Source organism: Paenibacillus nicotianae (assembly GCF_042681745.1).
In the GTDB taxonomy this organism is placed as follows: Bacteria; Bacillota; Bacilli; order Paenibacillales; family Paenibacillaceae; genus Saccharibacillus; species Saccharibacillus nicotianae.
This window is the reverse complement of sequence record NZ_JBHUGF010000010.1, coordinates 1,245,043-1,270,461: the sequence shown is the minus strand read 5'-3', so window position 1 is coordinate 1,270,461 and position 25,419 is coordinate 1,245,043. Positions and strand designations below refer to the sequence as shown.

22 protein-coding genes and 1 pseudogene are annotated in these 25,419 nt (G+C 36.6%); 3 read left to right on the top strand and 20 right to left on the bottom strand.

The annotated features are described in order from the left end of the window. Positions 1-153 precede the first annotated feature (153 nt). The 9 genes from ACFSGI_RS09910 to ACFSGI_RS09870 all read right to left on the bottom strand — a co-directional run bounded on the left by ACFSGI_RS09910 (position 154) and on the right by ACFSGI_RS09870 (position 8,676). Positions 154-807, bottom strand: coding sequence for a response regulator (locus ACFSGI_RS09910; protein ID WP_204823971.1), 654 nt, complete (start codon positions 805-807; stop codon positions 154-156). Continuing rightward, entirely contained in the window at positions 797-1,990 is a 1,194-nt protein-coding gene (locus ACFSGI_RS09905) for a sensor histidine kinase (protein ID WP_204823969.1), read from the bottom strand. The genes ACFSGI_RS09910 and ACFSGI_RS09905 overlap by 11 nt, the downstream gene beginning before the upstream one ends. A gap of 122 nt (positions 1,991-2,112) precedes the next feature. After that, the gene (locus tag ACFSGI_RS09900) at positions 2,113-3,027 is read right to left on the bottom strand and encodes an NmrA family NAD(P)-binding protein (protein WP_379283095.1); all 915 of its coding nucleotides are present in this window, start codon (positions 3,025-3,027) and stop codon (positions 2,113-2,115) included. A gap of 135 nt (positions 3,028-3,162) precedes the next feature. After that, a complete protein-coding gene (locus ACFSGI_RS09895) occupies positions 3,163-3,666 on the bottom strand; it encodes a hypothetical protein (RefSeq protein ID WP_379283093.1) in 504 nt (167 codons plus the stop codon). Between the two features lie 334 nt (positions 3,667-4,000). Then, a complete protein-coding gene (locus ACFSGI_RS09890; RefSeq protein WP_204823965.1) occupies positions 4,001-4,831 on the bottom strand; it encodes a S66 peptidase family protein in 831 nt (276 codons plus the stop codon). Between the two features lie 35 nt (positions 4,832-4,866). Beyond that, positions 4,867-5,370, bottom strand: coding sequence for a GNAT family N-acetyltransferase (locus ACFSGI_RS09885; RefSeq protein ID WP_204823964.1), 504 nt, complete (start codon positions 5,368-5,370; stop codon positions 4,867-4,869). Then, entirely contained in the window at positions 5,371-5,712 is a 342-nt protein-coding gene (locus ACFSGI_RS09880) for a hypothetical protein (RefSeq protein ID WP_204823963.1), read from the bottom strand. A gap of 177 nt (positions 5,713-5,889) precedes the next feature. Next, positions 5,890-6,852, bottom strand: a complete 963-nt coding sequence (locus ACFSGI_RS09875) for an AEC family transporter (protein WP_204823962.1) — start codon at positions 6,850-6,852, stop codon at positions 5,890-5,892. Between the two features lie 108 nt (positions 6,853-6,960). Beyond that, positions 6,961-8,676, bottom strand: a complete 1,716-nt coding sequence (locus ACFSGI_RS09870) for an NAD-dependent malic enzyme (RefSeq protein ID WP_204823961.1) — start codon at positions 8,674-8,676, stop codon at positions 6,961-6,963. 359 nt (positions 8,677-9,035) lie between these two features. On the opposite strand from ACFSGI_RS09870, the gene ACFSGI_RS09865 reads away from it, so the two are divergent. Then, positions 9,036-9,914 carry a LysR family transcriptional regulator gene (locus ACFSGI_RS09865; RefSeq protein WP_204823960.1) on the top strand — a complete coding sequence of 293 codons (879 nt, stop codon included), beginning with the start codon at positions 9,036-9,038 and terminating at the stop codon, positions 9,912-9,914. Positions 9,915-10,044: 130 nt separating this feature from the next. Here the strand turns inward: ACFSGI_RS09865 and ACFSGI_RS09860 are convergent, their stop codons facing one another. Next, positions 10,045-10,974, bottom strand: coding sequence for an NAD(P)/FAD-dependent oxidoreductase (locus tag ACFSGI_RS09860; RefSeq protein ID WP_204823959.1), 930 nt, complete (start codon positions 10,972-10,974; stop codon positions 10,045-10,047). 1,108 nt (positions 10,975-12,082) lie between these two features. Here ACFSGI_RS09860 and ACFSGI_RS09855 point away from each other — a divergent pair. Continuing rightward, positions 12,083-13,795: pseudogene (locus ACFSGI_RS09855) on the top strand (alpha-amylase family glycosyl hydrolase); the annotation flags it as partial. Between the two features lie 308 nt (positions 13,796-14,103). On the opposite strand, the gene ACFSGI_RS09850 reads toward ACFSGI_RS09855, so the two are convergent. From ACFSGI_RS09850 to ACFSGI_RS09825, 6 genes are all read right to left on the bottom strand, one after another. After that, positions 14,104-14,733 (bottom strand): flavin reductase family protein, encoded by a 630-nt coding sequence (locus ACFSGI_RS09850; RefSeq protein WP_204823956.1) that lies wholly within the window; start codon positions 14,731-14,733, stop codon positions 14,104-14,106. Positions 14,734-15,028: 295 nt separating this feature from the next. Next, a complete protein-coding gene (dhaK, locus tag ACFSGI_RS09845) occupies positions 15,029-16,792 on the bottom strand; it encodes a dihydroxyacetone kinase subunit DhaK (RefSeq protein WP_204823955.1) in 1,764 nt (587 codons plus the stop codon). Between the two features lie 114 nt (positions 16,793-16,906). Further along, positions 16,907-17,686 (bottom strand): hypothetical protein, encoded by a 780-nt coding sequence (locus tag ACFSGI_RS09840; protein WP_204823954.1) that lies wholly within the window; start codon positions 17,684-17,686, stop codon positions 16,907-16,909. A gap of 92 nt (positions 17,687-17,778) precedes the next feature. Continuing rightward, the gene (locus tag ACFSGI_RS09835; protein ID WP_204823953.1) at positions 17,779-18,306 is read right to left on the bottom strand and encodes an SMI1/KNR4 family protein; all 528 of its coding nucleotides are present in this window, start codon (positions 18,304-18,306) and stop codon (positions 17,779-17,781) included. 25 nt (positions 18,307-18,331) lie between these two features. Then, positions 18,332-18,820 (bottom strand): hypothetical protein, encoded by a 489-nt coding sequence (locus ACFSGI_RS09830; RefSeq protein ID WP_204823952.1) that lies wholly within the window; start codon positions 18,818-18,820, stop codon positions 18,332-18,334. A gap of 51 nt (positions 18,821-18,871) precedes the next feature. Then, entirely contained in the window at positions 18,872-19,369 is a 498-nt protein-coding gene (locus ACFSGI_RS09825; RefSeq protein WP_379283086.1) for a hypothetical protein, read from the bottom strand. A gap of 53 nt (positions 19,370-19,422) precedes the next feature. On the opposite strand from ACFSGI_RS09825, the gene ACFSGI_RS09820 reads away from it, so the two are divergent. Continuing rightward, entirely contained in the window at positions 19,423-19,899 is a 477-nt protein-coding gene (locus ACFSGI_RS09820; RefSeq protein ID WP_204823950.1) for a hypothetical protein, read from the top strand. 74 nt (positions 19,900-19,973) lie between these two features. Here ACFSGI_RS09820 and ACFSGI_RS09815 read toward each other — a convergent pair whose 3' ends face one another. The 4 genes from ACFSGI_RS09815 to ACFSGI_RS09800 form a co-directional block, all read right to left on the bottom strand. Beyond that, positions 19,974-21,968: a stalk domain-containing protein gene (locus ACFSGI_RS09815; RefSeq protein WP_204823949.1), complete on the bottom strand. Its 1,995-nt coding sequence runs from the start codon at positions 21,966-21,968 to the stop codon at positions 19,974-19,976. A 333-nt stretch (positions 21,969-22,301) separates the two neighbouring features. Continuing rightward, on the bottom strand, positions 22,302-22,940 hold the full coding sequence (locus ACFSGI_RS09810) for an NAD(P)-dependent oxidoreductase (protein ID WP_204823948.1): 639 nt from the start codon (positions 22,938-22,940) through the stop codon (positions 22,302-22,304). 85 nt (positions 22,941-23,025) lie between these two features. Beyond that, entirely contained in the window at positions 23,026-23,760 is a 735-nt protein-coding gene (locus tag ACFSGI_RS09805; RefSeq protein WP_204823947.1) for a DUF7832 domain-containing protein, read from the bottom strand. A gap of 225 nt (positions 23,761-23,985) precedes the next feature. Further along, positions 23,986-25,398: a radical SAM protein gene (locus ACFSGI_RS09800; RefSeq protein ID WP_204823946.1), complete on the bottom strand. Its 1,413-nt coding sequence runs from the start codon at positions 25,396-25,398 to the stop codon at positions 23,986-23,988. Between the last annotated feature and the right edge of the window lie 21 nt (positions 25,399-25,419).

Sequence of the window (25,419 nt, the reverse complement as noted above, 5' to 3'; positions counted from 1 at the left end):
ATCCAATATAGTGTTATTTTCTCTGTTTTTATCGTAACAAAGCTTGCTTTCTAGCGAATCGTCCGACCGTACATCCAGATATTGCCCTTTCGGGCATACACAGAAAAAAGAACACACCACTATAACAATGTGATGTGTTCTTTTTATTTTGCGCTAAATATGCACTAATCCTTGTTCTACGGCTATCGCAACAGCTTGCGCTCTTGAATCTACACCTAATTTATTATAAATATTAGTAAGATGTGCTTTGACTGTTCGTTCAGCTATTCCCATATCAAAAGCAATTTCTTTGCTCCGATGCCCATACGCTACTGCTTGTAGAACAATTTTTTCTTTTTCTGATAAAGAGGGAAATGGATTAGAGTTACTCTGCTTCTTAGATGTAGCATGACGCTTTCCTTGAAAAACGATCTCCATAATCTCAGGTTGTAATAACGTCTCGCCCCGAATTGCTGAATCGAGTGTACGAAATAAATGGTCTCGTTTGGTATCTTTGAGCAAATAACCTTTCGCTCCTATTGTAAGCCCTTTGATCATAAGATCATCTTCATTATAGGTCGTCAGAATAACTACAGGAATAGCACTATGCTGCTCTTGCAACTTTTCTATTGCTTCAATCCCATTCATAACCGGCATATTAAGATCCATCAAAATAATATCGGGCTTGAGTTGATCTATCAGTTGCAGAGCAACTTGACCATTTTCCGCTTCACCTATCACCTGATACTCTTCGCTGGTCTCCAAAATAAGCTTGAGTCCTTCTCTTACAACAAAATGATCATCGACAATCAATACTTTATGTTTCATCATGTTCTCCTGCTCTCAAAGGAATCTTCAAATGAATCGAAGTTCCATGAGGAATACGGTTCGTGATTGTTAGTGTTCCATGTATAATTCGTGTTCGTTCTTGCATACCGATCAGCCCATAATGACCGCTTAACGCACCTATCTGACGAATATCAAATCCTTTACCATTATCACTGATATCGATAATCAGATCATACAGATCACTTGCAATCGTTAACTGCACTTGTGTCGCCTGGGCATGCTTAATAATATTGGTTAGAGATTCCCGAATAATCTGAATACTATGTTCATGAATAAGCTGAGAAACTTCGGGTAGTGCTACACTCTTATATGCTACGGGAATACCTGTAGATTCAATAAAATGCTCTATTTCTTTTTCAACAGATTCGTTAAAATGAACTTTTTGTGCGGTATGTGCACGCAGATCGTCAATAGCATTGCGAGCTTCTGCTAATGTATGACGAGCCCCATTCATAGATAAATGAACAATTTCATGCGCTCTTTTGGTATTATTGACTGACAAATGTGCATCAACTGCTTCTAATTGCATAATCAGACCAGCTAATCCTTGAGCCAGTGTATCATGTAAATCTCTTGCCATCCGCTGGCGCTCATTCGCGACTGTTAATTCTTCTACCTGATGATGAGCCATCTCTAATTCGTTCAAAAAATGCTGTGTCCGCAATCGAGCTGAAAATTGGCGCAAAGTTAATCGAATAATAGCAACTACCATAATATTCATCAATGTGAATAAAGAAATAAACAGGATACTGATATAAATAGAATTAACATACTCGATAAAAGAAATACATATTATATAGCTGATAACAATAAAGGATATGATCTTAACTTTCGAGTAAGGTGCATATAGCATCTGTCCAATAAGAATCGGATAAAGTCCAATAATAACTAAATAATAACCAGAGGTCATAAAAGAAGCAGATATGATTAAAATAATACTTTGCAATATAAAATAAACCCATGTTTTATTCTCAATAAAACGCGGAAGATGCCAATTCACAACGATAAAACATAAAATACCTATATGACTAATAACGATATGAAGAATACGATTATGGGCTAATACTTCCATTAGTGTAATTCCTATATATGCAATAATGACCCATATAATTACAGGCTTACGCAACTCCATAGCAATCTCGATTAAATGCTTTTTTTGCATAATGCCCTCCTTTCACAAGCTTCTTATAGTATACCAGTTGCTTGTGAAAGGATATTGTACTTTCGGGCATGTACGTTTCAAAATATATCTAATCTACAATAAACAAAGACTGCACTCCCATATCAATTCGACGATCGGATATGATCAACAAGAATCTGCTTCGCCGATGTCCACTGTATTCCAGAATAGCGATCATTATGAATCTGTTCTAACTTTCCTAACCCACTGAACATACCATGAACATATTGCATACCTTGCCATGCAGGGTACAAATCATTGGTTGATTTCGAGAACATACGTGCAATCTTAATTAATGTTGATAAAAAGTTACGACTTCCTGCTTGGAGCAGACGGAATCGCTGACCAGTCAATGAGCTCATCAGTACAGATAGTTGACGTGCACTAATCTGATCTCCTGCTATAGATAGAAAGCGAGGAGTATGATCATCAAGAGCTACTTTGGCTGTAAATGTAGCAACATTGTCTTTGGTCGTAAAATCCATCGGTTGATCTGCATCGTCCCAGTACAGGATGCGTTGATGGGAGAACAAAACAATCGGTGCCATCCCGGTCAACATATCTGCAAATGCTCCATTTAAAATCGATGTTGCTGTGATCGGAGCTTGATCTAGTATTTTCATAAAATCACGACGTAATTCTAAGTTGCGATTCGATCCTACAGGCAACTTGGTATAATCCATCGAATAATCAGAAGGAATAAAGCGAGGAACACCTGCTGATACAGCCGCTTGCAATAACAAAGTCTGTGTTTCTATAATCACTTCGTCCAATCCACTAAGAGCCGATACTACACAAGATACATCCAGACATGCTTCCTTCATTTCAGTGGCGTTATGATAATCGACTTCTACTATAGTTATCCCTAACTGTTCTAACGAGACGATTTTGTCTAATGGTGTACCGCGACGGATCAAAGCTCGTACATTTGCGCCTTCATCTACAAGTGCTCTAGCGATTCGTCCACCTAGATCACCTGTACTACCGGCAATAAGAACAGTTTTGTGTTGTGATATCAATGAAATAGCCCCCTTTTCATATCGTTGCATAGTCTAAGACTCTATTATCTATAACACCAAATCGCTTAAATGATACATGACAAAAAAAGCTTATGCAGATAGATCGCATAAGCTTTGACGAATTGACGATACTATTTAACTATTCCATTCATCTCCAGAAAAACGTTCTGTTGCTCTAACATGTTCTTGTTTGGCTTGTTCACTAAGGCGATAACGAATTTCTTGCAGCATAATCGACATGATTTCTCTACGTTCTCCCAGATCGATCAAAGCTTTGCGCAATCCATCTCGCACCATTCCTTGTTGTTCACCTTGCTGATAACTGGCTAACGCATTCGCGCCTTTTTCTATTTCTAGTTGTAAATCTTTCACATACGAAGTAATTAGCATAAGTGATTCTTCATATACGTCACTAGAAAATCCTTTCAGTGGAGAACGAATAAATCGCTCATGAACAGTATCTTGAACATTCACCAATACAAAAGCAGGATTGCTTAATAGCAAATGCATACTTTGCATTTGTAAATCTTCAGGCATCCGATCAATTAAAATAGCTTCGTTTTGTTCTAACAACTGTTTTAGGCAATAGTTCAGTTCGGCATCACCTTCTGGTAATTTCTCTACTTGGTTTTTTCTCACGAAATAGATCATTGTTGTCTCCTTTAGGTTACTGAATACGTTTACTAAAATAGCTAAACAAAGTATATCGTGAATAACATAATAATAAACAAGAGTCTTTAGGAAGATACACAGTATTTTAAGTATTTTTTATAATTTAACCAATTTAAGTACATTGTTAGCATATTCCACTCAAAAATAGACTCTTATTTACAATAATCGGCTTAAAACAAAGAAATTGTTATGTATAAATGCGAATATTAGACAAATTATGCGATAAAATCTAGAATTGAAAAAAGAACAAAGAAATTTTATTTTTCCTTGTTCTTACTATATCTAGAAAATCAGTCACACTTCAACTAATAATAATACACTTGCTATCACTTTGATGACCGATTCCTTTGGATGTTACGACAGGAATAGGATGCTGTGCAGTAAGTTGTAATAGATGTTGCTGAATCTGATTCCATTCCCCATGCTGTTCTATTTCTGTAAATGTTCCTAGCAGTATACCGGAACATGCATTAAATACACCGATTTGATGCAGTTGATCCAGCATAGATAGAATTCGCGGTGCACGTCCACTCCATGCTTCTAACAACAGCACTTTACCGGCTACATTAGGAAAATAGGGAGTACCGACTAATTTTAAAAAGCAACGAATATTGCCTCCAATCACATCACCATGCAGATTTTCTCCTTGCATAAAATCAAAATCAAAGTCATACAAATCCGAACCTCCTTCAAAAAAGGTACGATAAAATTGTTGTCGTTGCTCTGCTCCATGCTCTTTTATCATATTCATAATCTGGTAATGATACGTCTGAATCTGCGATTGTTGCACGATTGCATTTAACACTACTGTTAGATCACTCATACCGAAAAAAGCTGTTCCGGCTGTACGAATCTGCTCATAATTTAGATAAGGAAGTATCCCATTTGCCAGATCGCCACCTGAAATATCAAAAATAGCTTTTATTTGTGGATTAGCAAACAATCGATTCAATTCGTTTGCTTTTTCTTGTGAGGTATGTGAATCCATCAATGTACTCGCTTCTACTATTTGAAGCCCCCACTGTTGTAAATGCGCACTAAGCTCATTAATCTGTACTCGCCGCTCCTGTGGAATAGGGTCTGAGCAAGCAATTAGTGCTACTGTATCTCCTGATTTTAGTTGCAGTGTCATTTATGTATTACTCCTCTCTGATGAGTGTGACAACCTTATGAATCCAGTGTAACGGATAATTGGTAAAACTTTTTATCAACTTGCATCACTGGAAAAGAAGCAGGTAGCTGTGTTACTTCTATCTCCTGAAAACCATGCTTCTCATAAAAGCGATGAGCGGCGATAAATTGTAACGTTGTTCCTAAATATATTTGAGTCACTTGTTGCTGCTGTGCCCACGAAATTGACTTTTGTAATAAAAGTGTAGCTGTATTCCACACTTTCCCTCGATACTCAGCTTGTACAAACATCTTTCGTAAAGCGACCTGTTGATTCCCGATATCTAACAAAGCAATCGTGCCCACTACCTGATCGCCATCACAAGCTACCCAGAAATTACCGTTGCCTTGTTGATAAAAAGAATCAATCGTTAGCAAGTCAGGCTGATCTTCTTTTGTAATCGGTATATGGTATTCCTGTTGTTGAATATTCAAGATCAATTGAAGTACTTGCTCTTGATCACTGGGTTGATACTCGCGGATGTTTAGTAATGTATTCATCTATAGATGCTCCTTTATAAACGTATTCCATTTCTTTTTTGAAAAAGGCTTATAAAATAACTGTTCTAGCTTCTCATATTGTTCTTCATTAAGTTGTAAAAACATCGCTTTTTTTGCAATTTTGGCGCAAGGTTGCGAAGAGTATTGGGTGCTACCTGCTTTGCGCCTAACCGGAATATGGAATTGCAATAGATCAGATAGCTGATTCCAACCTTCCCAGCTTAATCGTGCTCTGCGCTTATGATCGATCGCATATAAAGCGTAAGATGAATGGTATGTAGTTTGTTTTTCTACAATAATCCATTGCGATAAAATGATTTTTTGGAGTTGTCGTCGATTCATATCTATGCCCCACTATATTAGATTCGTTACTATCTATTTTCATATGAATAGCTGTAAAATTCAACTACTATCAAGTAGATGACAAAATAAAAAGCCATTCGCCGGAAATCTTTCAGCGAACGACTTTGATTTAAAATTTATTTTAAAATTAAAATGTATGGTCTGCGGAAATACATTTTACAATAAAATCGAGATTAAGATCGGTAAAGATATCAAAGATAATACAGAGCTAATAACAAAAGATGAAGCAGTTTCGACTTCTAACGTTTCAAAGCGAGAAGCAATCATAGCGGCAACTGCTGATCCGGGGAAAGATACCAACAATACAGCCATTGTAATATCTGTAGACGATAGTCCAAATGCCAAAGCTAATACATACGTTAAAATAGGCAATCCTACTACTTTTAATACTGAGATACTAATTGCATTTGCACTGAATTGAATCCGATTCAAACCAATGGTTACCCCAATAGCAAATAGCGCTGCACCGGATGTAATACTACCGATTTGATCAAGTGAACTTTGCAGCAATTCAGGAGAATGGAATCCAAACATCGTCAGCACAACCCCTAATAAAGGAACACACGCTAACGGTTCTCTTAGACCATGTAAAATAGAATGAATCGTTAGTTTGAGTAAGTTTTCTGGATGTCCATCTTTTTGCCCTGCTTGTGTTTTTTTACCGACTGAACTGACGATAGTTGCAATTGGATCAAGTAAAGCATTGACAACTATACCTGTAATCGCAATCGGAATAGCGACTTCAGCAGCCCCAAACAAACTTCCAAGTACAGGAATACCCATAAAAGCAAAAGAAGGTTGAGTTGCATTTAAAGAGAAAATAGATGATCTATTTAAATCCTTTTTAAATACGAGTCTTAGGATTAACAGCAAAATCACATAAAACCCGATAATCCCCAAAAACATAGTAATAAAAAAAGGCCATTTATCGATTAACGTTTGTTTACTTGTGGTCGTGATTCCAATAAAAAGGTGAGCAGGTAATGCAAATTTGGTGACTAATGTATTTAAACCTTTGGACGATGCTGAATTAAATACTTTAAAATGACCGCCCAAAAAGCCAAGAATAATAACAAAGAAAATAGGAATTAAAATAATAAAAATATGACCGACTGACATGATGTAGGACCTCCATTATATTTTCAAATCTACCCTTTACAGGGCAGACTGCCTATCTTCTTATAGATAGACAATCTGAGAGTGATGCTATTAGTAACAAAGCAATATTTAGTTTGCTGGCGTCATCTCTGTAGATTTAACAGTTCTATATACGGGATGCCACATTGCGTCTTTGACAGCTTGTTCGATATCGGTTGGAGTATTTTGAGCAACACCGTCTTGAATAGCAGCTTTGGCTACAGCCACAGCAACATCGAACGATACAGATTGTAGATTTTTGACTCTAGGCAATAGCAGAGCACCTAGATCCGAAGAGTCTACAGCATGAGCCACAGCATCTGCTGCCGCTGTAAACATTCCTTTTGTAAATACATTAGCTTTGGCAACAATCGCGCCAAGACCAAGTCCAGGGAAAACAAAAGCGTTATTGGATTGACCAAATTCAAATGTTGTTCCTTTATATTCAATCGCTTCAAACGGACTACCTGTAGCAATAAGTGCTTTGCCATCTGTCCATTTGATCAAGTCAGCCGGTACAGCTTCAGCAAGTGATGTTGGATTAGACATTGGCATAATCATTGGACGTTCTACATGTTTAGCCATTTCTTTAATAATTTCTTCTGTAAATGCACCTGTTACACCAGAAGTACCGATTATAATCGTAGGTTTTACTTGTTTAACGACTTCAAGCAAGCTGACTTTGCCATTTTCATCGGTTGCCCAATCTGCAATTTCAGACATTTGACGAAGATATGGTTTTTGGAAAGCAAACACATTTTCTGTTTCTTCTGTTAATAGACCGCGATAATCGTATGCCCAGAAGCGATCTTCTGCTTCTTCTTGTGACATGCCTTCTTTCATCATCGCATCACGAATTTGATCGGCATTACCGATACCGGCTGCCCCCGGTCCAAATACCAATACACGTTGATCTTTCAGTGATGTACCACTTACTTGTAGACCGGACATTACTGCTGCTAAAGTCACTGCACCTGTACCTTGAATATCATCATTGAATGTCAAAATTTGATCACCGTATTTTTCAATGATATTACGTGCATTTACATTTCCAAGATCTTCCCAGTGTAATAATACATTTGGGAACAATTTCATCGCTGTTTGTACATAACGATCGACGAACTCATCGTATTTGTCTCCACGTACTCTTTCATGACGGTTACCGATATATAATGGATCATTCAATAATTTCTGATTGTTCGTTCCTGCATCCAATACAACAGCAAGTACACGACTAGGATCAATACCTACAGCAGCAGTATATACAGCTAATTTACCGATAGCGATATTAATACCACCTACACCCCAGTCACCAATCCCTAGAATACTTTCAGAATCGGTAGCAACGATCAGGTCAATATCTCCAGGTTGTACACCTGTATTACGGAAAGCTTCTTCAATACCGTCCATGTTATCGATCGAAAGATATACACCGCCTGGTTTGTGGTATTGCTGACTGTATTCTTGAATTGCTTGTCCTACGGTAGGTGTATATACAATAGGAAGTAATTCACTTAAATGCTCGCTCAGTAGACGGTAATAAAGCACAACATTGCGGTTATATAAATCGTTTAACATTGTATTTTTGCGAAGGTTATTCGGTTCACTGCTGATCTGGTCGTATACACGATTCACTTGTTCTTCAATTGTTAAGATCATAGGAGGCAAAATTCCGTTCAGTTCCAAATCTTTTCTTTCTTCTGCTGTAAAAGCGACTCCTTTATTCAAAATAGGATTTGCTAAAATTTCTTTTCCTTTAAGAATTGTTTTAATAGAGCCATCATTATCAAGGTAAAATGCGTTCATGTGTAATTCCTTCTCTCTTAAAATTGTCATATATGTGTTTTTTCTGTGTCTAAATAGTGATTACCTTATTAATAATAGTATCATATTGACATATTGTAAAGGTCAATTTCTATGATAATTAATTTAATCATTGGTAAAAACTATGATAAATCTATTTATTACATATTTTATGATCATTTTCATAAATATTTTATATCTATAAATACGTTTTCATTGTTGTCTGTTATGATAAATTTGATATGTTATGTACATAACCAATAATAATGGTAGAATGATTTATCATAGTTAAAAACAATGATAAAAAGAAAAATAAATTCAACAATCTACTATCAATCATAAGATTTATGAAAGGAATACTTATGGAAATTAGACAACTTGAATATTTTGTAGCCGTTTGTGAGGAATTACATTTTACCAAAGCCGCAGAACGATTGGGAATTACTCAACCTACACTCAGTATACAAATTCGCACGATGGAAGAAGAAGTAGGTACACTCCTTTTTGATCGGATCGGCAAAAAGATTACACTTACTGAAGCAGGATTTATTTTATTGCGTCAAGCACGAAGTATTTTGTTAAAGTTACAAGATGCTTTTGATGAGATTAATGGATTACGCGAATATACAGGTGGCAATCTGGTCGTAGGGGTAATGGCAGCAGAGTTGGATTATCGGATCACACCGATTTTAATCGATTTTCATCATCAATTTCCGAATATTCATCTTAAAATCTCTTCCGCGATTGAAGTAGCTGAGATGGTGATTAATAATGTAGTGGATATTGGGATTACATTAATTGAATTTACAGACCCTCGATTAGTGACGACTCCACTGTATACAGAAGAATTTGTTCTGGTCGTCTCAGAAAATCATGAGCTGGCAGATCAAGAGTCGATTTCACTTGCAACTTTACCTTCTATTCCGTTAGTGCTTTATCCCAAAGGGTTCAAAGGTAGAGAATTGATCGAACGTCATTGCAAAGAACATGGATTGAATTTGAATATTATTATCGAGACTTCTACAGCTTCTTCATTGTATGGCTTTGTCAAATCGAATGTAGCCGCATGTATCCAGCCGTATTCATTATCATCATCTCTTAATGATCCCACATTACGGTTAATTAAAATAGCAGACTTCCCGCCTACCCGTCAGATTGGTATTATGCATCGTACCGATAAGTATCTTGGTGTAGCGGCTTTAGAATTTATGAGAATGATTGAGAAGCATTTAAAAATGTAATGCCATAGACGATGTGATAAGTATACTTACTTCTATAGAAGAATATAATATGAAGCAACCACAACAAAAAAAGGAGAAGCATAAGGATATGCTCTCCTTTTTTGTTATTCCTGAGTTACTTTTATTCAAGTTATTTCAAGGATAGGTTAGCTTTACTTTGCCATGCTTCTTCTAATAGTTCACTATTAATGCTAACTCCAGCCATCGAGCCTAATGATGCAGCCGCTACTACCTGATATTTGCGTGAAGCCGAATCGCCTGCGCTGTATACACCAGGTATAATCGTTTTGCCAAATTCATCGACGATCATCATTCCTGTGTCAGCAGATTCGCATCCCAACATTCGTGGAACATCTGATCCAGCGATCAATTCAGGAGTGAAAAAAATACCTGTACATGCAATCAAAGTTCCATCTTCACATTCAATCTTTTGTACCATTCCTTCTACAGAATGAATATGCTGAATCGGTGAATAGATGATCGGAATCTGATGTTGTGCCAATTCTGCTTGTTCTTCTATCGTTAATTCCTCTGCTCCTTGCATAAAAATAGTAAACTGATCACTCCAACCGGAGATCGTTTTAGCTAAATGAAGTGCTGTTGTAGAGTTAACGATCAATGCTAACGTCTGATCTCGTAGTTCCCAACCATCACAGTATGGACAGACAAAAGCGCTTTTTCCATACACTTCTTGTAGACCGGATATAGTAAGAGGGCGATCTTTCATTCCAACAGCAAATAGTATTTTTTTGCCCGTATACGTCTGTCCTTGTGCGGTTACAATTTCAAAATTTCCATCACTACCGGAAGCACTAATTACAGTATCCTTTACAAACTGTACTGAAGGATAGACACTAATCTGTTCTCTAGCAATCTGGCGAAATTGTGCAGGTGTAACTCCATCTCTAGTCAAGAATCCATGCGACTCTTTAGTCACTCGATTACGGGGAAGTTCTTCATCAATCACCAGTACATTTTTTCGTGATCTTCCCAAAATAAGGGCTGCATTCAATCCCGCCGGTCCACCACCAATAATAATTACATCTACTAATTGTTCCATATTAATAAGCTCCTTTATGATTGGTTTTAAGATTAATTTCTGTATTGTTATATGTTCGCTTATATAGCTAGCATTTTAAGCGTAGAGATTTTATTTGAATAAGTGCGTATAGATTCTATATTATTGGACAAATTGAGCAATCCAAGCTGGCATCGATATGCCTTGTGGGTTCCAACCTAGTAGATGACGAGCATGTATAGCTCTAACCCGACTATTAAGCGAAAAAGAAACGTACCATTAATCCTAATTCTTGTGTTGCATCTTCTAGCTTCCAGCTTTGGATATGATTCGGATTCCCTATGCTTGTACTCATCGCTGTAGCTAATTCTATAAAAGTATTTTCTCCAACTTGTACAAGGAAGATCAAAAGCATCACCATAGATCAGTGAAGGCGCAATAACGATAGTACAAACTCTACGTATAATCCCTGCTTGCCGAACATGTTGATGAAGAAGTACTCGATCTTGTTGTGGAGCTGAGGGAGTATATATCGTTTCTTTATCATACATATAAGGACTTTAATGCTCTACCAAACCATGATCACTGACTACACCTGAACCCGATGTATGTATAAATGGTTCGCCACTTCCCTCTAAAAATCTTCATTTATTCTCCCTCATTTCTAATAAAACAATTATTTATAATAAAAGACTTTAAAGACTTATATTGTCTCTAATTCATATAAAAAAATAAATAGAAATACATGTAAAATCTTATCTTTAGCCTATATTGTCTTTTATTTTCCAATCAGAGACTTTATTTATCTATAATATACTTTATATATTTTATAAGTCAAGTTATAATCTTTTTTTGCACTTTTTATCAGATAAAGAAATGTAGATCTACAGCAGTTTACTAGATTATTTTATGCTATTATTTAAAAATACATATTCTTCTATAATTTTATATAAATTCCTATTTCTTTTTTGTAAGCGCTATCATATAATAAGTTGCGTAAACGTTTGCACAAATTATATGTACAGGAGGAATGGTTATATTGGTATCGGGTAAACCGCATTTCAAAAAGGTTATTTTGATTTTATTCGGGGTATTACTTTTATTTCCTTTGTTGTTCAGTGGTTCGTATACAACTACTCATGCAGCAGACAATTCAGTCACAGTGTATTACAAAAAAGGGTTTACTACTCCTTATATTCATTACCGTCAAGCAGATGGCAATTGGACTACTGCTCCAGGTACTAAAATGGCTGATTCTGAAGTCAGTGGTTATACCAAAATTACAGTGAATATCGGTTCTGCTGCTCAATTAGAAGCCGTATTCAACAACGGTAATGGAACTTGGGATAATAACAATTCCAAAAATTACTTATTTAATCCAGGTACATCAACGTTTACGCCTAATTCTACCAATACGGTAGGTACGATTACGACAGGTGCACCAGGTGGAACAACACCTACCACTCCTACACCGTCTCCAGATAATTTCGGCCCAGTGGATTGGAGTAAGCGCAGTATCTACTTTATTATGACCGATCGATTCAGTGATGGAGATACTACCAACAATAATTATGGTGGCTTCGCTTCTAACAAAAGCAATCCTTCGCAATGGCATGGTGGAGATTTTCAAGGGATTATCAACAACCTTGATTATATCAAAAACCTTGGATTTACAGCAATCTGGATTACGCCTGTAACGATGCAAAAAAGTGTAAATGCGTATCATGGTTATCATACGTATGACTTTTATTCTGTAGACGGTCATTTGGGAACGATGGCTAAATTTCAAGAATTGGTGAAAACAGCACATAGCAAAAACATCGCAGTGATGCTAGATGTTGTTGTCAACCATACCGGTGACTTCCGTCCGAACAATGGAACCGCCAAGGCTCCTTTTGATAATCCAGATTGGTATCATAATGTTGGTGATATTACGCAAAATGATTACAACACCAACAATCAGTCGCGTATTGAAAATGGCGACGTTGCTAGTCTAGATGATCTAAAACAAGAAAATACAGCAGTTGCTACAGAGTTAAAAAACTGGGGAAAATGGATTATCGCTCAATCTGGTGTAGATGGTCTACGTGTAGATACAGCGAAGCATGTCCCTAAATGGTTTTTGAAAGATTTCGATACTGCTGTGAATACATTTACTATCGGTGAAGTATTTAACGGTGATCCTGCTTATGTTGCAGATTATTCTAATTATTCAGATGCAGTGCTTGATTTCCCAATGTACTATACGATTCAAAATGTGTTTGGACATGACGGTTCGATGAACCAGATCAAAGATCGCTATAGTCAAGATTACCGTTACAAAAATGCGAACTTCAACGGAACTTTTTTAGACAATCATGATGTAAAACGTTTCTTGAATGATGCTTCTGGCAAGCCTGGAAATGCATCAGACAAATGGCCACAATTGAAAGCAGCACTTGGCTTTATGCTGACTTCTCGTGGTATTCCGATTGTGTATCAAGGAACAGAGCAAGGATTCAGTGGCGGCGATGATCCTGCCAATCGTGAAGATATGACTTTCAATACGAACAATGAACTGTACAAATATATCGCCAAATTGAACGCTATTCGTAACAGTCACCCGGCATTACAAAATGGAACTCAAAAAGAGAAATGGGTCGATAACAATTTCTATGGATTCCAACGTTCAAATAGTGGTGATGAAGCAGTAGTATTAATTAACAACTCGTGGGATAGCCAGACTCGCACGATTCCGAACTTAGATAATTTCTCAAATGGTACAGTGTTACGTAACCAGATGGGCACAGATTCGGTAACTGTTAATAGCGGATCAATTACGATCACACTAGCTCCAAAAGAAGTGAAAATTTTGACCAAATAAAGATAAACTTTATTTACCAACTTCTTCTAAGGAAATTCTTTACTAGATTAAATCTTTAATGGATTAAAATATTCGTGGTTTTTAAGTAAAATATGCTCACAGAATTTAACTGTTAGCTCTATAGTCATCTAGCACTCTAACGTTAGAAATTCTCTAGCTTTATAATCATAAAGCGATCTTCTACTTTTCTTTATGTAGTGAGATCGCTTGTGGTTATACATATTTGCCTATCGTTATATCTATATAATTATATATCTACAGAGCATATTTACTTCTGTTCTGTTAGTAGCTCGTTCTATATCATTGATTTAATTTTTCTCGTGATACTGAGCCATAAAAGGTTCAGCTAGACGTGAAGGTTGTAACTTTGCACCTAATCCAAAAAACTCACAGTAATTCATAATCAATGGATGCCATTTTTCAGGATCAATATAATCTTGATCAGGATGCAGTAAAATATGTTCTTCGACATGTACTCGTATCATACGTAACTCAATAGCTGCAATCGTACCTGTTTCACTAAAAGGAGTAATCTGTTCTACAGTAGCTTCCAATTGAATAGGACATTCTTGTACCAGCGGTGCTCTGACAAGATCTGCGGGAATAGCAGTTAGACCTGCCAATTGAAATTTATCAGGTTCATACGTATAACCTATATTCGCTTTATATACAGGTACATCTTTTTTTCCTGTATACAGAGCCAATCGATCAACATGATGTACTAACTCCGCAGAAGGAAGGTTTAATACACAGCTTTTTTCTCTGATTAGATTTTCAACCGTCTGTGATTGATAGCTCATGCCTAACATACACGATTGATTGACCCACCAGGCAGAAGACATAGGAGCTAGATTGTTAGAGCCATCTGGATTAATAGTACTGATTAATACAACAGGTGTGCCAAAGTAAAATACTTTGGGGTGTACGACTTTATGCATAAGTCACTTCCTTTGTTTGATTTTAAAATGGATAATTCAAAAAATAATATGGATGCTCAGCGATGTCTTTACTATAAAGTAAGACAGGATATAAAACTTTCAATTTATTGCGCTCTTATTCGAGTCGTGGTGATGTAGAAGTCAAAAAGAAATAGCCTGCATTTATCGCAGACTATTTCTTTTATATATTATTTTGTTATTTTACTGATAAATATTGTATCTGTTGAAGCTTGATCACATATGTTAAATTCATCAATCACTTATCTTCAAAGCAACATTTTATTGGTATACCACCTTATGAATGTAGACTTTGAGAGATTTCTGTGAAAATAACACCCAGTGCATGTGCACCGGCATCAGGATAACCGATACTTCGTTCACCTACGGCACCTGCGCGTCCCATTCGAGCCACAATATTTTTTGTAGTTTCTGCACCTTGTACTGCGGCTTCTGCTCCTTTAGTAAAAGCAGTTAACAAATCATTTCCTGATTGAGCACTTTCTGTCCAAGCATCTGCGCAAGGAACAAGCGCATCAATTAACGTCTTGTCTCCAACCACAGCGCCACGTCCGAATGATCGCTCGCCTGTTGCTTGAATCCCTTTGACTGCGGCTTGCATCATATCTGCAAATTCTGCTACAGTGATCTCTGTTTTATCTCCTACACTTTTTCCTGCCGCCCGAAAAGCTGAACCCCAGATCGGGCCGGATGCTCCACCACAAGATTCCATAATCACTAGAGACGAATGATCTAGAAAGCTACCAATCGTAAGATCTGGTTCTGCCAGAATCCTACTCCATTCATGTTTTAGTTCGCGGAACCCTTTGGCAATACTCATTCCGAAGTCACCATCACCTGCATGAGAATCAAGATCACAGAAAGGAACTTCATTATCGATAATAATTTCGCTCATTTTATCAATTATATAAATCAAATTATGCAGTGTTAAGGTATCGCCTTGAATCTGTGCATACTTAGAATCTGTTTCTACTTTAAAAGATACAGGCGTATCTGGAACTTCTTCTATTGCTGCTGCTTCATAATGCACAGGTGCTACTGCTCCAGAGACTTTAAAAGCAGGTGTATCACTTTCTTGAGACAATAATGTTTTGAGTTCTTCGTCTAATTTCATAATTGTTACTGAAATACCATCCATATCGATACTGGTCATATAATTACCAACAAACTCACGATTGAGCTGTATACGACGATTAGACAGTTCACGTGTAACCGCATGGTTAAATAAATATAACTCTTGTAATGGAGTTCCTCCAAATCCATTGATCAATAATGCAATCTCGTCGGTATGTCCATCTTCTATTTTCATATCTCGCAAAAGATCATCGACCATACGTTTGGCAAGGGTATCTGCTGATGCCATCTCCTCACGCTTAATACCAGGTTCGCCATGAATCCCTACTCCGTATTCAATCTCATTGTCACCTAATTCAAATGTAGGGCTTCCTTTGGCTGGAACTGTACAAGAAGTTAAAGCAAATCCGAGACTACGTACATTATCAGCCGCTTTTTGTGCAGCAGCTTTGACACCTGCTAGATCACGTCCTTCTTCTGCCGCGGCACCTGCAATTTTGTGTACCAAGACAGTACCTGCTACTCCGCGTCGCCCTACCGTATACAGACTATCTTCAACAGCAATATCATCTTCCACACGTACATAATCAACTTGAATTCCATCTTCTTCACAGAGATACGCCGCATTTTTGAAATTCATCATATCGCCACTATAATTTTTGATAATCATCAATGTGCCTTTTTCACTGGCAGTTGCTTTGATAGCTTGATAGACCTGTATTTGAGAAGGTGATGCAAAAATATCTCCACATACGGCCGCATCTAGCATACCTTTTCCTATGTATCCTGCATGAGCCGGTTCATGACCGCTACCCCCACCACTGATCAAAGATACCTTTTGTGGATTCAATTCTTTCTTTTTAATGACTTTATATTTAGAAATAAGTTCAAGCTCAGGATGTGCAAGCACCATTCCTTTTGCCATTTCCAGTACCATATCTTCTGCTTTGTTCATGACTTTTTTCATATTATGATCCTCCTCAACTTTTTACGGTTCAGTGTAACTTCTCATCTATTATTACCCGAAACCTTACATTTCAAAAAAAAGCCATACAGATGACTACCTCTGCATGGCTTTTGATCACTTGAATAATCGCTGAATTAATGATTTTTTGGCAAGGATAGGAGTACCTTTCAAAGTACCACTTAACCAGAAAGAACCTTTTACAACACTTCCCACTTCTATCGGCTGTAGGATAAGCTGTTCATCTGTTACCATATCAATCGTTCCACCTAACGTTTCGACCAATGACCAGTTAAAAAATTCACCTGTCGTTGCATTTTGCAATCGTTTCGTCTCTAATACGTTGCCTGTGAACATCGCTGTAGCTTGTGAAGCTCCACTTTCTCCAAAAAGACCTGTTGGAATAAATGATTGAGCAGCGAACTTCATTTCTCCTTCTTGCTGTGCAAAATACTCCTCTTCATTTTTGTAAACGTCCAGCTCATGTGTAAAAGCAGCCAATTGTATATGTAGCAGTTGCGGTAGAACGATATGAGGATACATATTACTATTGGGTAGATCAAATACAAAAGGGAATAAACCTGCCTGTTCTACTGTTCCTTCTGGCTCTGCCCACGCATGTAGCGCTCCATCCAAAATACTGTCTGGACGATCTACAGATTCATTTAGTAGAGTATACATATTTGATTTTCCGCTAAAATGGGGATTCATCCCGATACATTCATTATTCTTATTTACCTGTGCCCACAGTTGACTACCACTTACATCTTTTAATGCAAAATAATAACCATCTTGTACTTTAATCCGATTATCTTCTGTACAAGCGAGTTGCATCACTTCATCAAAGTCTTGCTCATTTGAAACGTTAAATCCAATCGACGTCATATGATTTACCATCGTATTGTCCCTCTACTTTCTCAAAAATTCTATCTTTATACTGACAGATCTAACGATAGAGTAACAGGGCAAAAGTATTACGAACTGCTTGTCTACTCGGTGTCTTCCTCTTGTAAAGCGATCTCTATAAATTCAAAAAGACTAAACGCTTCTACAGAACGATATTCCCAATCATGCCAGAAATATAAGACTTGTCCTACAGTGCCTTCTTCCGTCGGATCCGTATCTATACACAGATAATCACCTCCACCATTAGCAGCAATCGGAATCCATTTGGAACTCCACGCGAAAGGTTTGATTCCTTGCTGTGCATCTACTTCCCAATCGTCAGGATCAAACTCTTCTTGTAAAAAAGTCCACTGTTCGATGATTTCATGAATAGGTAATAAAGTTAGATTTCGCAAAAAGCATGTTGTCTCTGTCTGTTCTTCCTGACCATTATGTATACGATAAAAAGCTTTGAGTTGTTCAGGAATCTGTACACCAAGAGCATCTTCTACATGAGCAAAATCCTGATCTGTAGCACCAGACTGTACATGCAGTTTAGTTTCAAATTGAGGATCACTAGCCGATCCTTTCGCAATAATCTGATCCCATAATTTTTGTGCTTGAGTCTCCATCATATTCTCCTATCTGTAAGGTGATTTATCTTTGCCAATCTTCCGGTACATATAACCACAAAGCAGGTACAAGGCAGGGTTCATCATTTGCAGTTTGTCTGAGTTTATACAAAATATAATTTTTTATTTCTGTATTCAAATGTTGACTATATTCAGACAGATTTGTTGAAGAGAGCTTATCCAGTTCTGTCGTTCTAATTTCATGAAAGGGTAACATCGTTTCGCTAAACCATCCATTTCTATACTTACTTTGAGGGCCACCCATACCATAAGAACATTTGCTTTCTTGAAGGGTATCGACTGTGTCGCAATAATACCACCATGTTACACCATACACAACTATGGTATGTGTAGTCAGTTCTTCTATAAAGTCACTCACAGAGGACAATGGTGTAATACAGTCTATATACCCTGTACCAACAGGTTCCACTTGATATTTTTCTAATAATTTATTTAATAGAGGTTGTATCTTTGCTTGATTGCATTGTAATAGGCGCAGATATTCTAATGACATTTGAGTTCTCCGATTTCTGATCAAGTATGAATTAATATTCAATCTCTGCATTTAAGTTGAGGTAGCCAAATAAATACGATCTAATTCATTATAATAACTGTGCTTTTCAAATTTAAGTAGAGGTATATGTTCTAACCATTCTACTGAATGACCAAGATTATGATAACTGGATAAAATATCACTTGTGTCTATACCTATACGATTCCACCAAATTTCATTTTCTTGTATGATTACTTCTGCTACAACAACCGTACACCAGAGATCACAGTCATCTGGACACATCAATATTGGCAATATCACTATTTCTTGCTTTTTTAGATATCGTTGAAGGACTAATTGTTGTTCAGCTTCTGTACTGATCCAATCATAGATAAAAGGAATAAGTCCAAGATAATTTTGGTCAGGATAAAGTCGATCTAACCATATATCTAGTTCTAATCCATCAATTAAAATACATGGAGGAGGCGGGTTAATATATGGACTTTCTTGTATTTTGATTTGTAATCTATTTATATAGAACGATCTCCTTTCGTTTACAAAATAATACATTTTATAGTAGACTAGAAAACTGGTATTACTATTATACAAGAAAGGAGCAACACATGAAGAAATGGGAAAAGTATTTGTTTTTATCAATATTAACAGCGCTTGTTGTTATCCCTTTGATTGTATATTTAGCTAATCGTAATCATACATTTGCAGAATTAGTAACTGAACGGATTATAGCTAGCGAACCTGTTGTATCCCTCTCTCTTACAAAATCATCAAGTGAGAAGCAGATAAAAATCAAAGACCCTAGTCAGATTCATCAGCTTATGGATAACTTATCTACAACGCAATTAGTCAAAGTAAAGTTTCCCCATCTACAGGGTGCCTATTCTTATTATATTCGTATTAAAGTAGGAAATACCCAACATAGTCGCGCGCGGTACGGTCTTATTTTGTATAGTAACAATTATATCAGTATTTACGATTTTGAGCGCAATGATAAGTATAATGGACTAACCTATCAGATTACGTCTCCTTATTCTATACAACTGATTAATGATTTGTATGAAGCTTCAGCACATAATACATAGCAAAAAAGAAGCCAACACAGCAATAAATCCCCTGTATTGGCTTCTTTTTTTATAGAAACGATATCCTTTTTCACCTAAATACTAAATATTTCATACACAACACCATCACCGATACCAAGCATATTCAGATAATTTTCACCGATATAAGACCATATTTCTATCGTATGTCCATTATCTTTGGTGACAGTCTTTTTGTCAGGATTGCCCCATGATAATAATACTTGTCTGCTCGTCATTCCCTCTACCACTTCTGCATTAATAATTCGATTCCATGTTGCTTGTGACCAGTTATATTTACTGCGAATATCGTAATTGAAAAATTGCTCTGTATCAGATAATAAGCTAGTAATTTCTTCACCTGTTAATCGTTCAGATAAGTACTTTTTACCTTTACGATCGACAAATTGGATGACGAAGCGTGTTTTGTTATAAGCATCTTTCTCTGCATTAATATCTTTGATTGTAACTTTGCTAAATCGTTCACCGGCTTTAAGATAATAATTTACCCAATACGATTTACCAAGTAGTCTTGTTAAATTACCAATCTCTTCTTGCTTGATTAACTTTAATGTTTTGTCAGATTGAATAGTAATAGTTGAGCCGTTCACTTGTAAAAGAGCTTGTTGATATTTAGTATCCCAATTGACTTTAGAATCTTTGGAAATACTTGCCAACAAGGTAGCCGGGAATACAGTCTGACTTCCAGAAGTTTGAACTTTACCTTTCATCTGGACTGCTTGATTATTGATTTGAGCTACTGCACTATTTTTATTTAATACAATAGTATTGGTTCCCCAATTGACTTTAAATTGATTGCCATTGACTAGAATCGTACCACCTATCGCTTTGAATACAGTCTGTAAAGGGAGATAGACTGAACCATTAATCATGACTGCACCTGTTAAAGCTTCTTCTGTTGTTCCATTCAATGGAGATTGAGCTGTTAATGTGTCTGTTGTTAAAGTAATCGTAGCATTGCCAATAGCTTTCACCTTGATCGTACCATCACTTAGCACTTCCGCAATTGGAGACGGAGCTACACTTAATTCATTTGCACTCGCCGGACGAATATTGATAGAACCATTAGAATAGACTTCTTGAATCTGCGCATTTATTTTATCGCCTACCGAAGCATTGGTTTTGGATAACACCAACTTCAAATCGCTAATATATGGTGCTTGAAGTGGAGTTACTGTTTTGTTGGTATCTTCTACCCAATCTCCATTTTTAGTTTGCGCATAAATTCCTTTAGGCGAATAGACGACTTGTGCAATATTTGTAAGTTCACTTACCTGTTGCGGTGCAAATCCATTAGAACGACTATATGACCATACAGATCCATCTTTTTTCACTACCAACAATGAACGTGTAGATCCTTGCCATTCTATAGATACTGCATCATTCGCAATAACTTGAGGAGCATCACCAGACAACAAATCAAGCAAAGTCACGCTACCATCACTACGTAAAACAGCTATTGCAATTTCATCTTGTTTTATCGATACAGCATCAGGATAAGATCCGATTTTACGTCCCAGACCACTTTTATCATCTTTGTAATATAAAATATCTCCTGATTGCTTGAGTGTGGCATACGAATCATTAAAAGCATCAAGTAATTTTACACTGTTTGGTAAAGTATCTGGCTTGCCTGATCCAATCATGTTCACTTTACCATCTTTATGTAATACAATTCCGTTCCCTGAGATTTGAGCTACATTGTTCATTCCTGCAATCACTTCAATTTCTTGAGTGATATCGTCCCATTTCATTGCTTGTCCGCTCGTCGTCCAACCATAATATTCATTATTCATCCCTGCGGTAATCCCCTGAAATTGATATTCAGAATGCCAAGGGCCTTTCATAGACATCGACCACATTGAACCATCAGATAACAAATAATGATCTTTATCGATAACGCTTACGATCTGAAGATTAGAATGATTGGTGTCTGCTGCTGATACTGTTAATACAGGTGAAAAAAGCGATGCACTACTTCCTAAAGATAGTGCTACTACTAACGTGGATGATATTACTAATTTGCTCAGTGATATCTTTTGCTCAATCATGTGATAACCCCTTTTATATGTATTGTAGGTGCTGTATAAAGCTTATATCTAATGTAAGCCCTTCTTTATATCGGCATATGAGTTCATAATTTGTAATCGAATTTTAAATATACGTGCTATATTTTGTTTGACAAACGGTTTGATATTTTTATAATTTCTTTTTTCATGATTTTGATTTTATTATTATGAATTTTTCATATGTTGAAATTTTAATTTTAATAGTAGTAGGGTTATAAAAATATAAACTCATTACCGTTGCTTCCTCTTGTGCTTTATTATCGATTTTGGGTATAAAAAAAGGATCAATATGATGATCCTTTTCGTCGTTACTGCTTATTCTGTTACAAAAACACCTTGTTGATGGTACACAGAGGTATTTAATTGATCAATCATAAAATCAGCCAAGTTGGCACGAGATAGCTTTTTCTTACTAGAAATTCCCTTATTAATATGTGGTTCATGTATATACGTTCCTGTTTTGGCTCCTGAAGTCAAAATTGGTGGTTGAACCGATATCCAATCCAGTCCACTGCTTGCTAAAAAGGCTTCTTTTTCCCGGTGGTCTGCGATTAAGTTCTTCATCGCTAGTGGAACAATATATTTGTATAATGCTCCTAGTTGAGATGATTCTTTGCGAACACCTATAAATGAAACATGAATAAATTTATTAATCTGATGGGTTTGAGCTGCTTTGATAATATTTTTGGTCGCTTCAGTAAGTATAGGATCTCTTTGAAAAGGTGTCTTTGCCCCTAATGCTGAGAAAACAGCGTCGTATTGACGGGCTTTGATGATTCGATCAATATCATCATAATGGGATAAATCCCCTTTTTCTATGATCAAATTAGGATTGGTAATAGTTAGCTTTTCCGGGTTGCGTACCAGTGCAGTTACTTGATGCCCCTGCTCTAGTGACTGCTTCACCAATTCAAGACCTGTTTTGCCTGTTGCTCCGAAAATGATAATATTCATCGATCTCACTCCTTTAGGATTGTATTAGTCTTTTATGATTATATTAGTAGGGTACTTATTTTTTGGTTTTCCTTTTGTGAATTTTTCATATGTTGAAATTTTTAAATTTGTAATAGCGTTCGTCGATAATGAGTTCTACTTTTTTGTAATTTTCTAAAGAATCCTGCACATGATATTCACTAGGCAACGAACCAGCCAAGCAATCAATATAATCTGTTAAATATACATTATCATCTTTATTTAGATATTGACGTGCAAATGCATTACCCTCTTCTGATAAATCGTTTGAGCTTAATGAACCATCAAGATGTTTCTCAAAAAAACGTGCTCCACTCATTTTACCCTGCTTCACTAGATGTATGCTCTCCTGATACTCATCTGCAATTTTATAAAACAGTAGATTATTTATTATCAGCCAGGTGACAAACATTCCAGTATGTACATAAGCTTGGAAAGGCAATAATATTTTGGGATAATCATCATTATAGTGCCATTTTGCTTTGTCATATACATAAGCTTTTTCTCTTGTTCTCAAATTGGCATATTTTATATCTGCATCTTGTAGAATTTTCACATCTTGTGGCGTGAATCCTTCTTTCAATAGCTGTTTAATTAGTCCTGTCACACGAGCTTGAGCTTCTTCAAAATTAGTATACTGTTCAATACTGTCTCTATTTGTTCTTATTCGTTCAAGCATGCGTCCTTTTACAATATGGAGAATACTTTGATAAGACAATCTTTCTAATCTCAAATGTATATATTGTTTAGATTTTTCACCGCTTTTAGTAAGAAAATGTTCAAGTTCTATTTCGTATTCCATCACTTTAATCACTCCGTAATACGTTTTTTATAGCATACTCTTTTTTATTTATTTTTGATATCTCTGCTTTTCCATATTCCCTCTTTCTTTTTCTATCACTATTCGCAAATAAAAAAACCTAGACCAACTACCAGTGAAATATACACTCATAGCAACTCTAGGCTTTCCCATCGATTGGATAACAGACCTTTTTAGCAATAATAACATGTCAAATAAAAAATCATATCAATCCCAAGCTGTAGCGATTTCTTGTTTTCTTTCTTCTAACAGCTTCTCTTTATCATCACGATAAAACAGATTGTACGTATCAAAAGGAATAATGCGTCCATCTGGATGGACAATATGCACACAAGATTTTTTGACAGAACGCACATCAAAGTTATACGCATCTAAAAACTGCATAATAATCACGCGGAATACATTATCATAGTTAATTTCTTTCGGTACGGCGGCAAGAGGTAGACAGCATAACAAGCTTTTGAGCGATAATGCAGAAGAAATAGGAGAATGTCCAGTCGATAAAAGCTCAAATAATTTACCACGAATTACCGGATCTTGTTCAAAGACGATGGTATTGCTATCTCCTTCTAGTAAGATCGAAGGCTCAATCATACGTGTTAATGGTAATACTTCACGTCCTAACTTGAGAGCATAGCCCATTGCCAGACAATCAGGATGACACGGAACCGGTAAAATATCATCTTCTTGAAACACTTCCGATTGATCGATAATCATCTGTCTGACTTCACTTACGGTTAAACGATCTGTCGCTGGATCATATCCTTCCAATCGTCCTGCTGCTTGAATCGGTTGGATCGTAACACCACGCACCGCTTTTTGTTTGAGTCCATATTGAATAATTTTGCCGATTTCTGTATCATTTAATCCTTTTTTCAGTGTCACTACAAGGGTAGTCGATAAATTATATTTATTCAGATGGCGGATCGCATCTTCTCGTATACGTCTAAGATCAGCACCTCGCAATTCTTTTAGTACATCTGCTTCAAAGCTATCAAATTGCAAATAGATTTCAAAACCTGGCATATACGAAGCTAATCGTTTGGTAAACTCACGATCTTGCGCGATCCGAATCCCATTTGTATTAAGCATAATATGCTGAATGGGACGGCTTTTGCACATATCTAAAATTTCAAAAAATTGCGGATGGGTTGTAGGCTCTCCTCCACTAATCTGTACGATATCCGGTTCGCCTTCATTTTCTACGATTCGGTCTAACATAAATGCAATCTGTTCTAGTGAGCGATAAGAAGTACGATGAGGGGAAGATTCAGCAAAGCAGATAGGACATTGCAGATTACAATGATCGGTAATTTCTAATAACGTCAGACAACTGTGTTGCTCATGATCCGGGCATAATCCACAATCATATGGACAACCGTACTTAATCGGTGTGTTCCATACTAAAGGCATTTCTGAAGGCTTAATAAATTCTCGTGTGCGATGATAATATTCCACATCTGTAGAGATCAATACTTTTTCAGGACCATGTACAAGACAACGCTTGAGCATGTAGATACGTCCATCTTCTTCAATAATTTTGGCTTCCACTTTGCGATAACACGTGGTACAGATACTATTCGTTAATTCATGATATAGATACGGTCGATTTTTAGGCATAGTATATCACTCCTTTTATTG

Excerpts from the sequence above, each read along its gene's own strand:
- ACFSGI_RS09805 (WP_204823947.1), bottom strand. The coding sequence starts at position 23,760 with ATGGAATACGAAATAGAACTTGAACATTTTCTTACTAAAAGCGGTGAA.
- ACFSGI_RS09825 (WP_379283086.1), bottom strand. The coding sequence starts at position 19,369 with ATGTATTATTTTGTAAACGAAAGGAGATCGTTCTATATAAATAGATTA.
- ACFSGI_RS09815 (WP_204823949.1), bottom strand. The coding sequence starts at position 21,968 with ATGATTGAGCAAAAGATATCACTGAGCAAATTAGTAATATCATCCACG.
- ACFSGI_RS09820 (WP_204823950.1), top strand. The coding sequence starts at position 19,423 with ATGAAGAAATGGGAAAAGTATTTGTTTTTATCAATATTAACAGCGCTT.
- ACFSGI_RS09810 (WP_204823948.1), bottom strand. The coding sequence starts at position 22,940 with ATGAATATTATCATTTTCGGAGCAACAGGCAAAACAGGTCTTGAATTG.
- ACFSGI_RS09880 (WP_204823963.1), bottom strand. The coding sequence starts at position 5,712 with ATGAATCGACGACAACTCCAAAAAATCATTTTATCGCAATGGATTATT.
- ACFSGI_RS09890 (WP_204823965.1), bottom strand. The coding sequence starts at position 4,831 with ATGACACTGCAACTAAAATCAGGAGATACAGTAGCACTAATTGCTTGC.
- ACFSGI_RS09835 (WP_204823953.1), bottom strand. The coding sequence starts at position 18,306 with ATGGAGACTCAAGCACAAAAATTATGGGATCAGATTATTGCGAAAGGA.
- ACFSGI_RS09910 (WP_204823971.1), bottom strand. The coding sequence starts at position 807 with ATGAAACATAAAGTATTGATTGTCGATGATCATTTTGTTGTAAGAGAA.
- ACFSGI_RS09800 (WP_204823946.1), bottom strand. The coding sequence starts at position 25,398 with ATGCCTAAAAATCGACCGTATCTATATCATGAATTAACGAATAGTATC.
- ACFSGI_RS09840 (WP_204823954.1), bottom strand. The coding sequence starts at position 17,686 with ATGGTAAATCATATGACGTCGATTGGATTTAACGTTTCAAATGAGCAA.
- ACFSGI_RS09865 (WP_204823960.1), top strand. The coding sequence starts at position 9,036 with ATGGAAATTAGACAACTTGAATATTTTGTAGCCGTTTGTGAGGAATTA.
- ACFSGI_RS09830 (WP_204823952.1), bottom strand. The coding sequence starts at position 18,820 with ATGTCATTAGAATATCTGCGCCTATTACAATGCAATCAAGCAAAGATA.
- ACFSGI_RS09870 (WP_204823961.1), bottom strand. The coding sequence starts at position 8,676 with ATGAACGCATTTTACCTTGATAATGATGGCTCTATTAAAACAATTCTT.
- ACFSGI_RS09875 (WP_204823962.1), bottom strand. The coding sequence starts at position 6,852 with ATGTCAGTCGGTCATATTTTTATTATTTTAATTCCTATTTTCTTTGTT.
- ACFSGI_RS09860 (WP_204823959.1), bottom strand. The coding sequence starts at position 10,974 with ATGGAACAATTAGTAGATGTAATTATTATTGGTGGTGGACCGGCGGGA.
- ACFSGI_RS09850 (WP_204823956.1), bottom strand. The coding sequence starts at position 14,733 with ATGCATAAAGTCGTACACCCCAAAGTATTTTACTTTGGCACACCTGTT.
- ACFSGI_RS09905 (WP_204823969.1), bottom strand. The coding sequence starts at position 1,990 with ATGCAAAAAAAGCATTTAATCGAGATTGCTATGGAGTTGCGTAAGCCT.
- dhaK (WP_204823955.1), bottom strand. The coding sequence starts at position 16,792 with ATGAAAAAAGTCATGAACAAAGCAGAAGATATGGTACTGGAAATGGCA.
- ACFSGI_RS09885 (WP_204823964.1), bottom strand. The coding sequence starts at position 5,370 with ATGAATACATTACTAAACATCCGCGAGTATCAACCCAGTGATCAAGAG.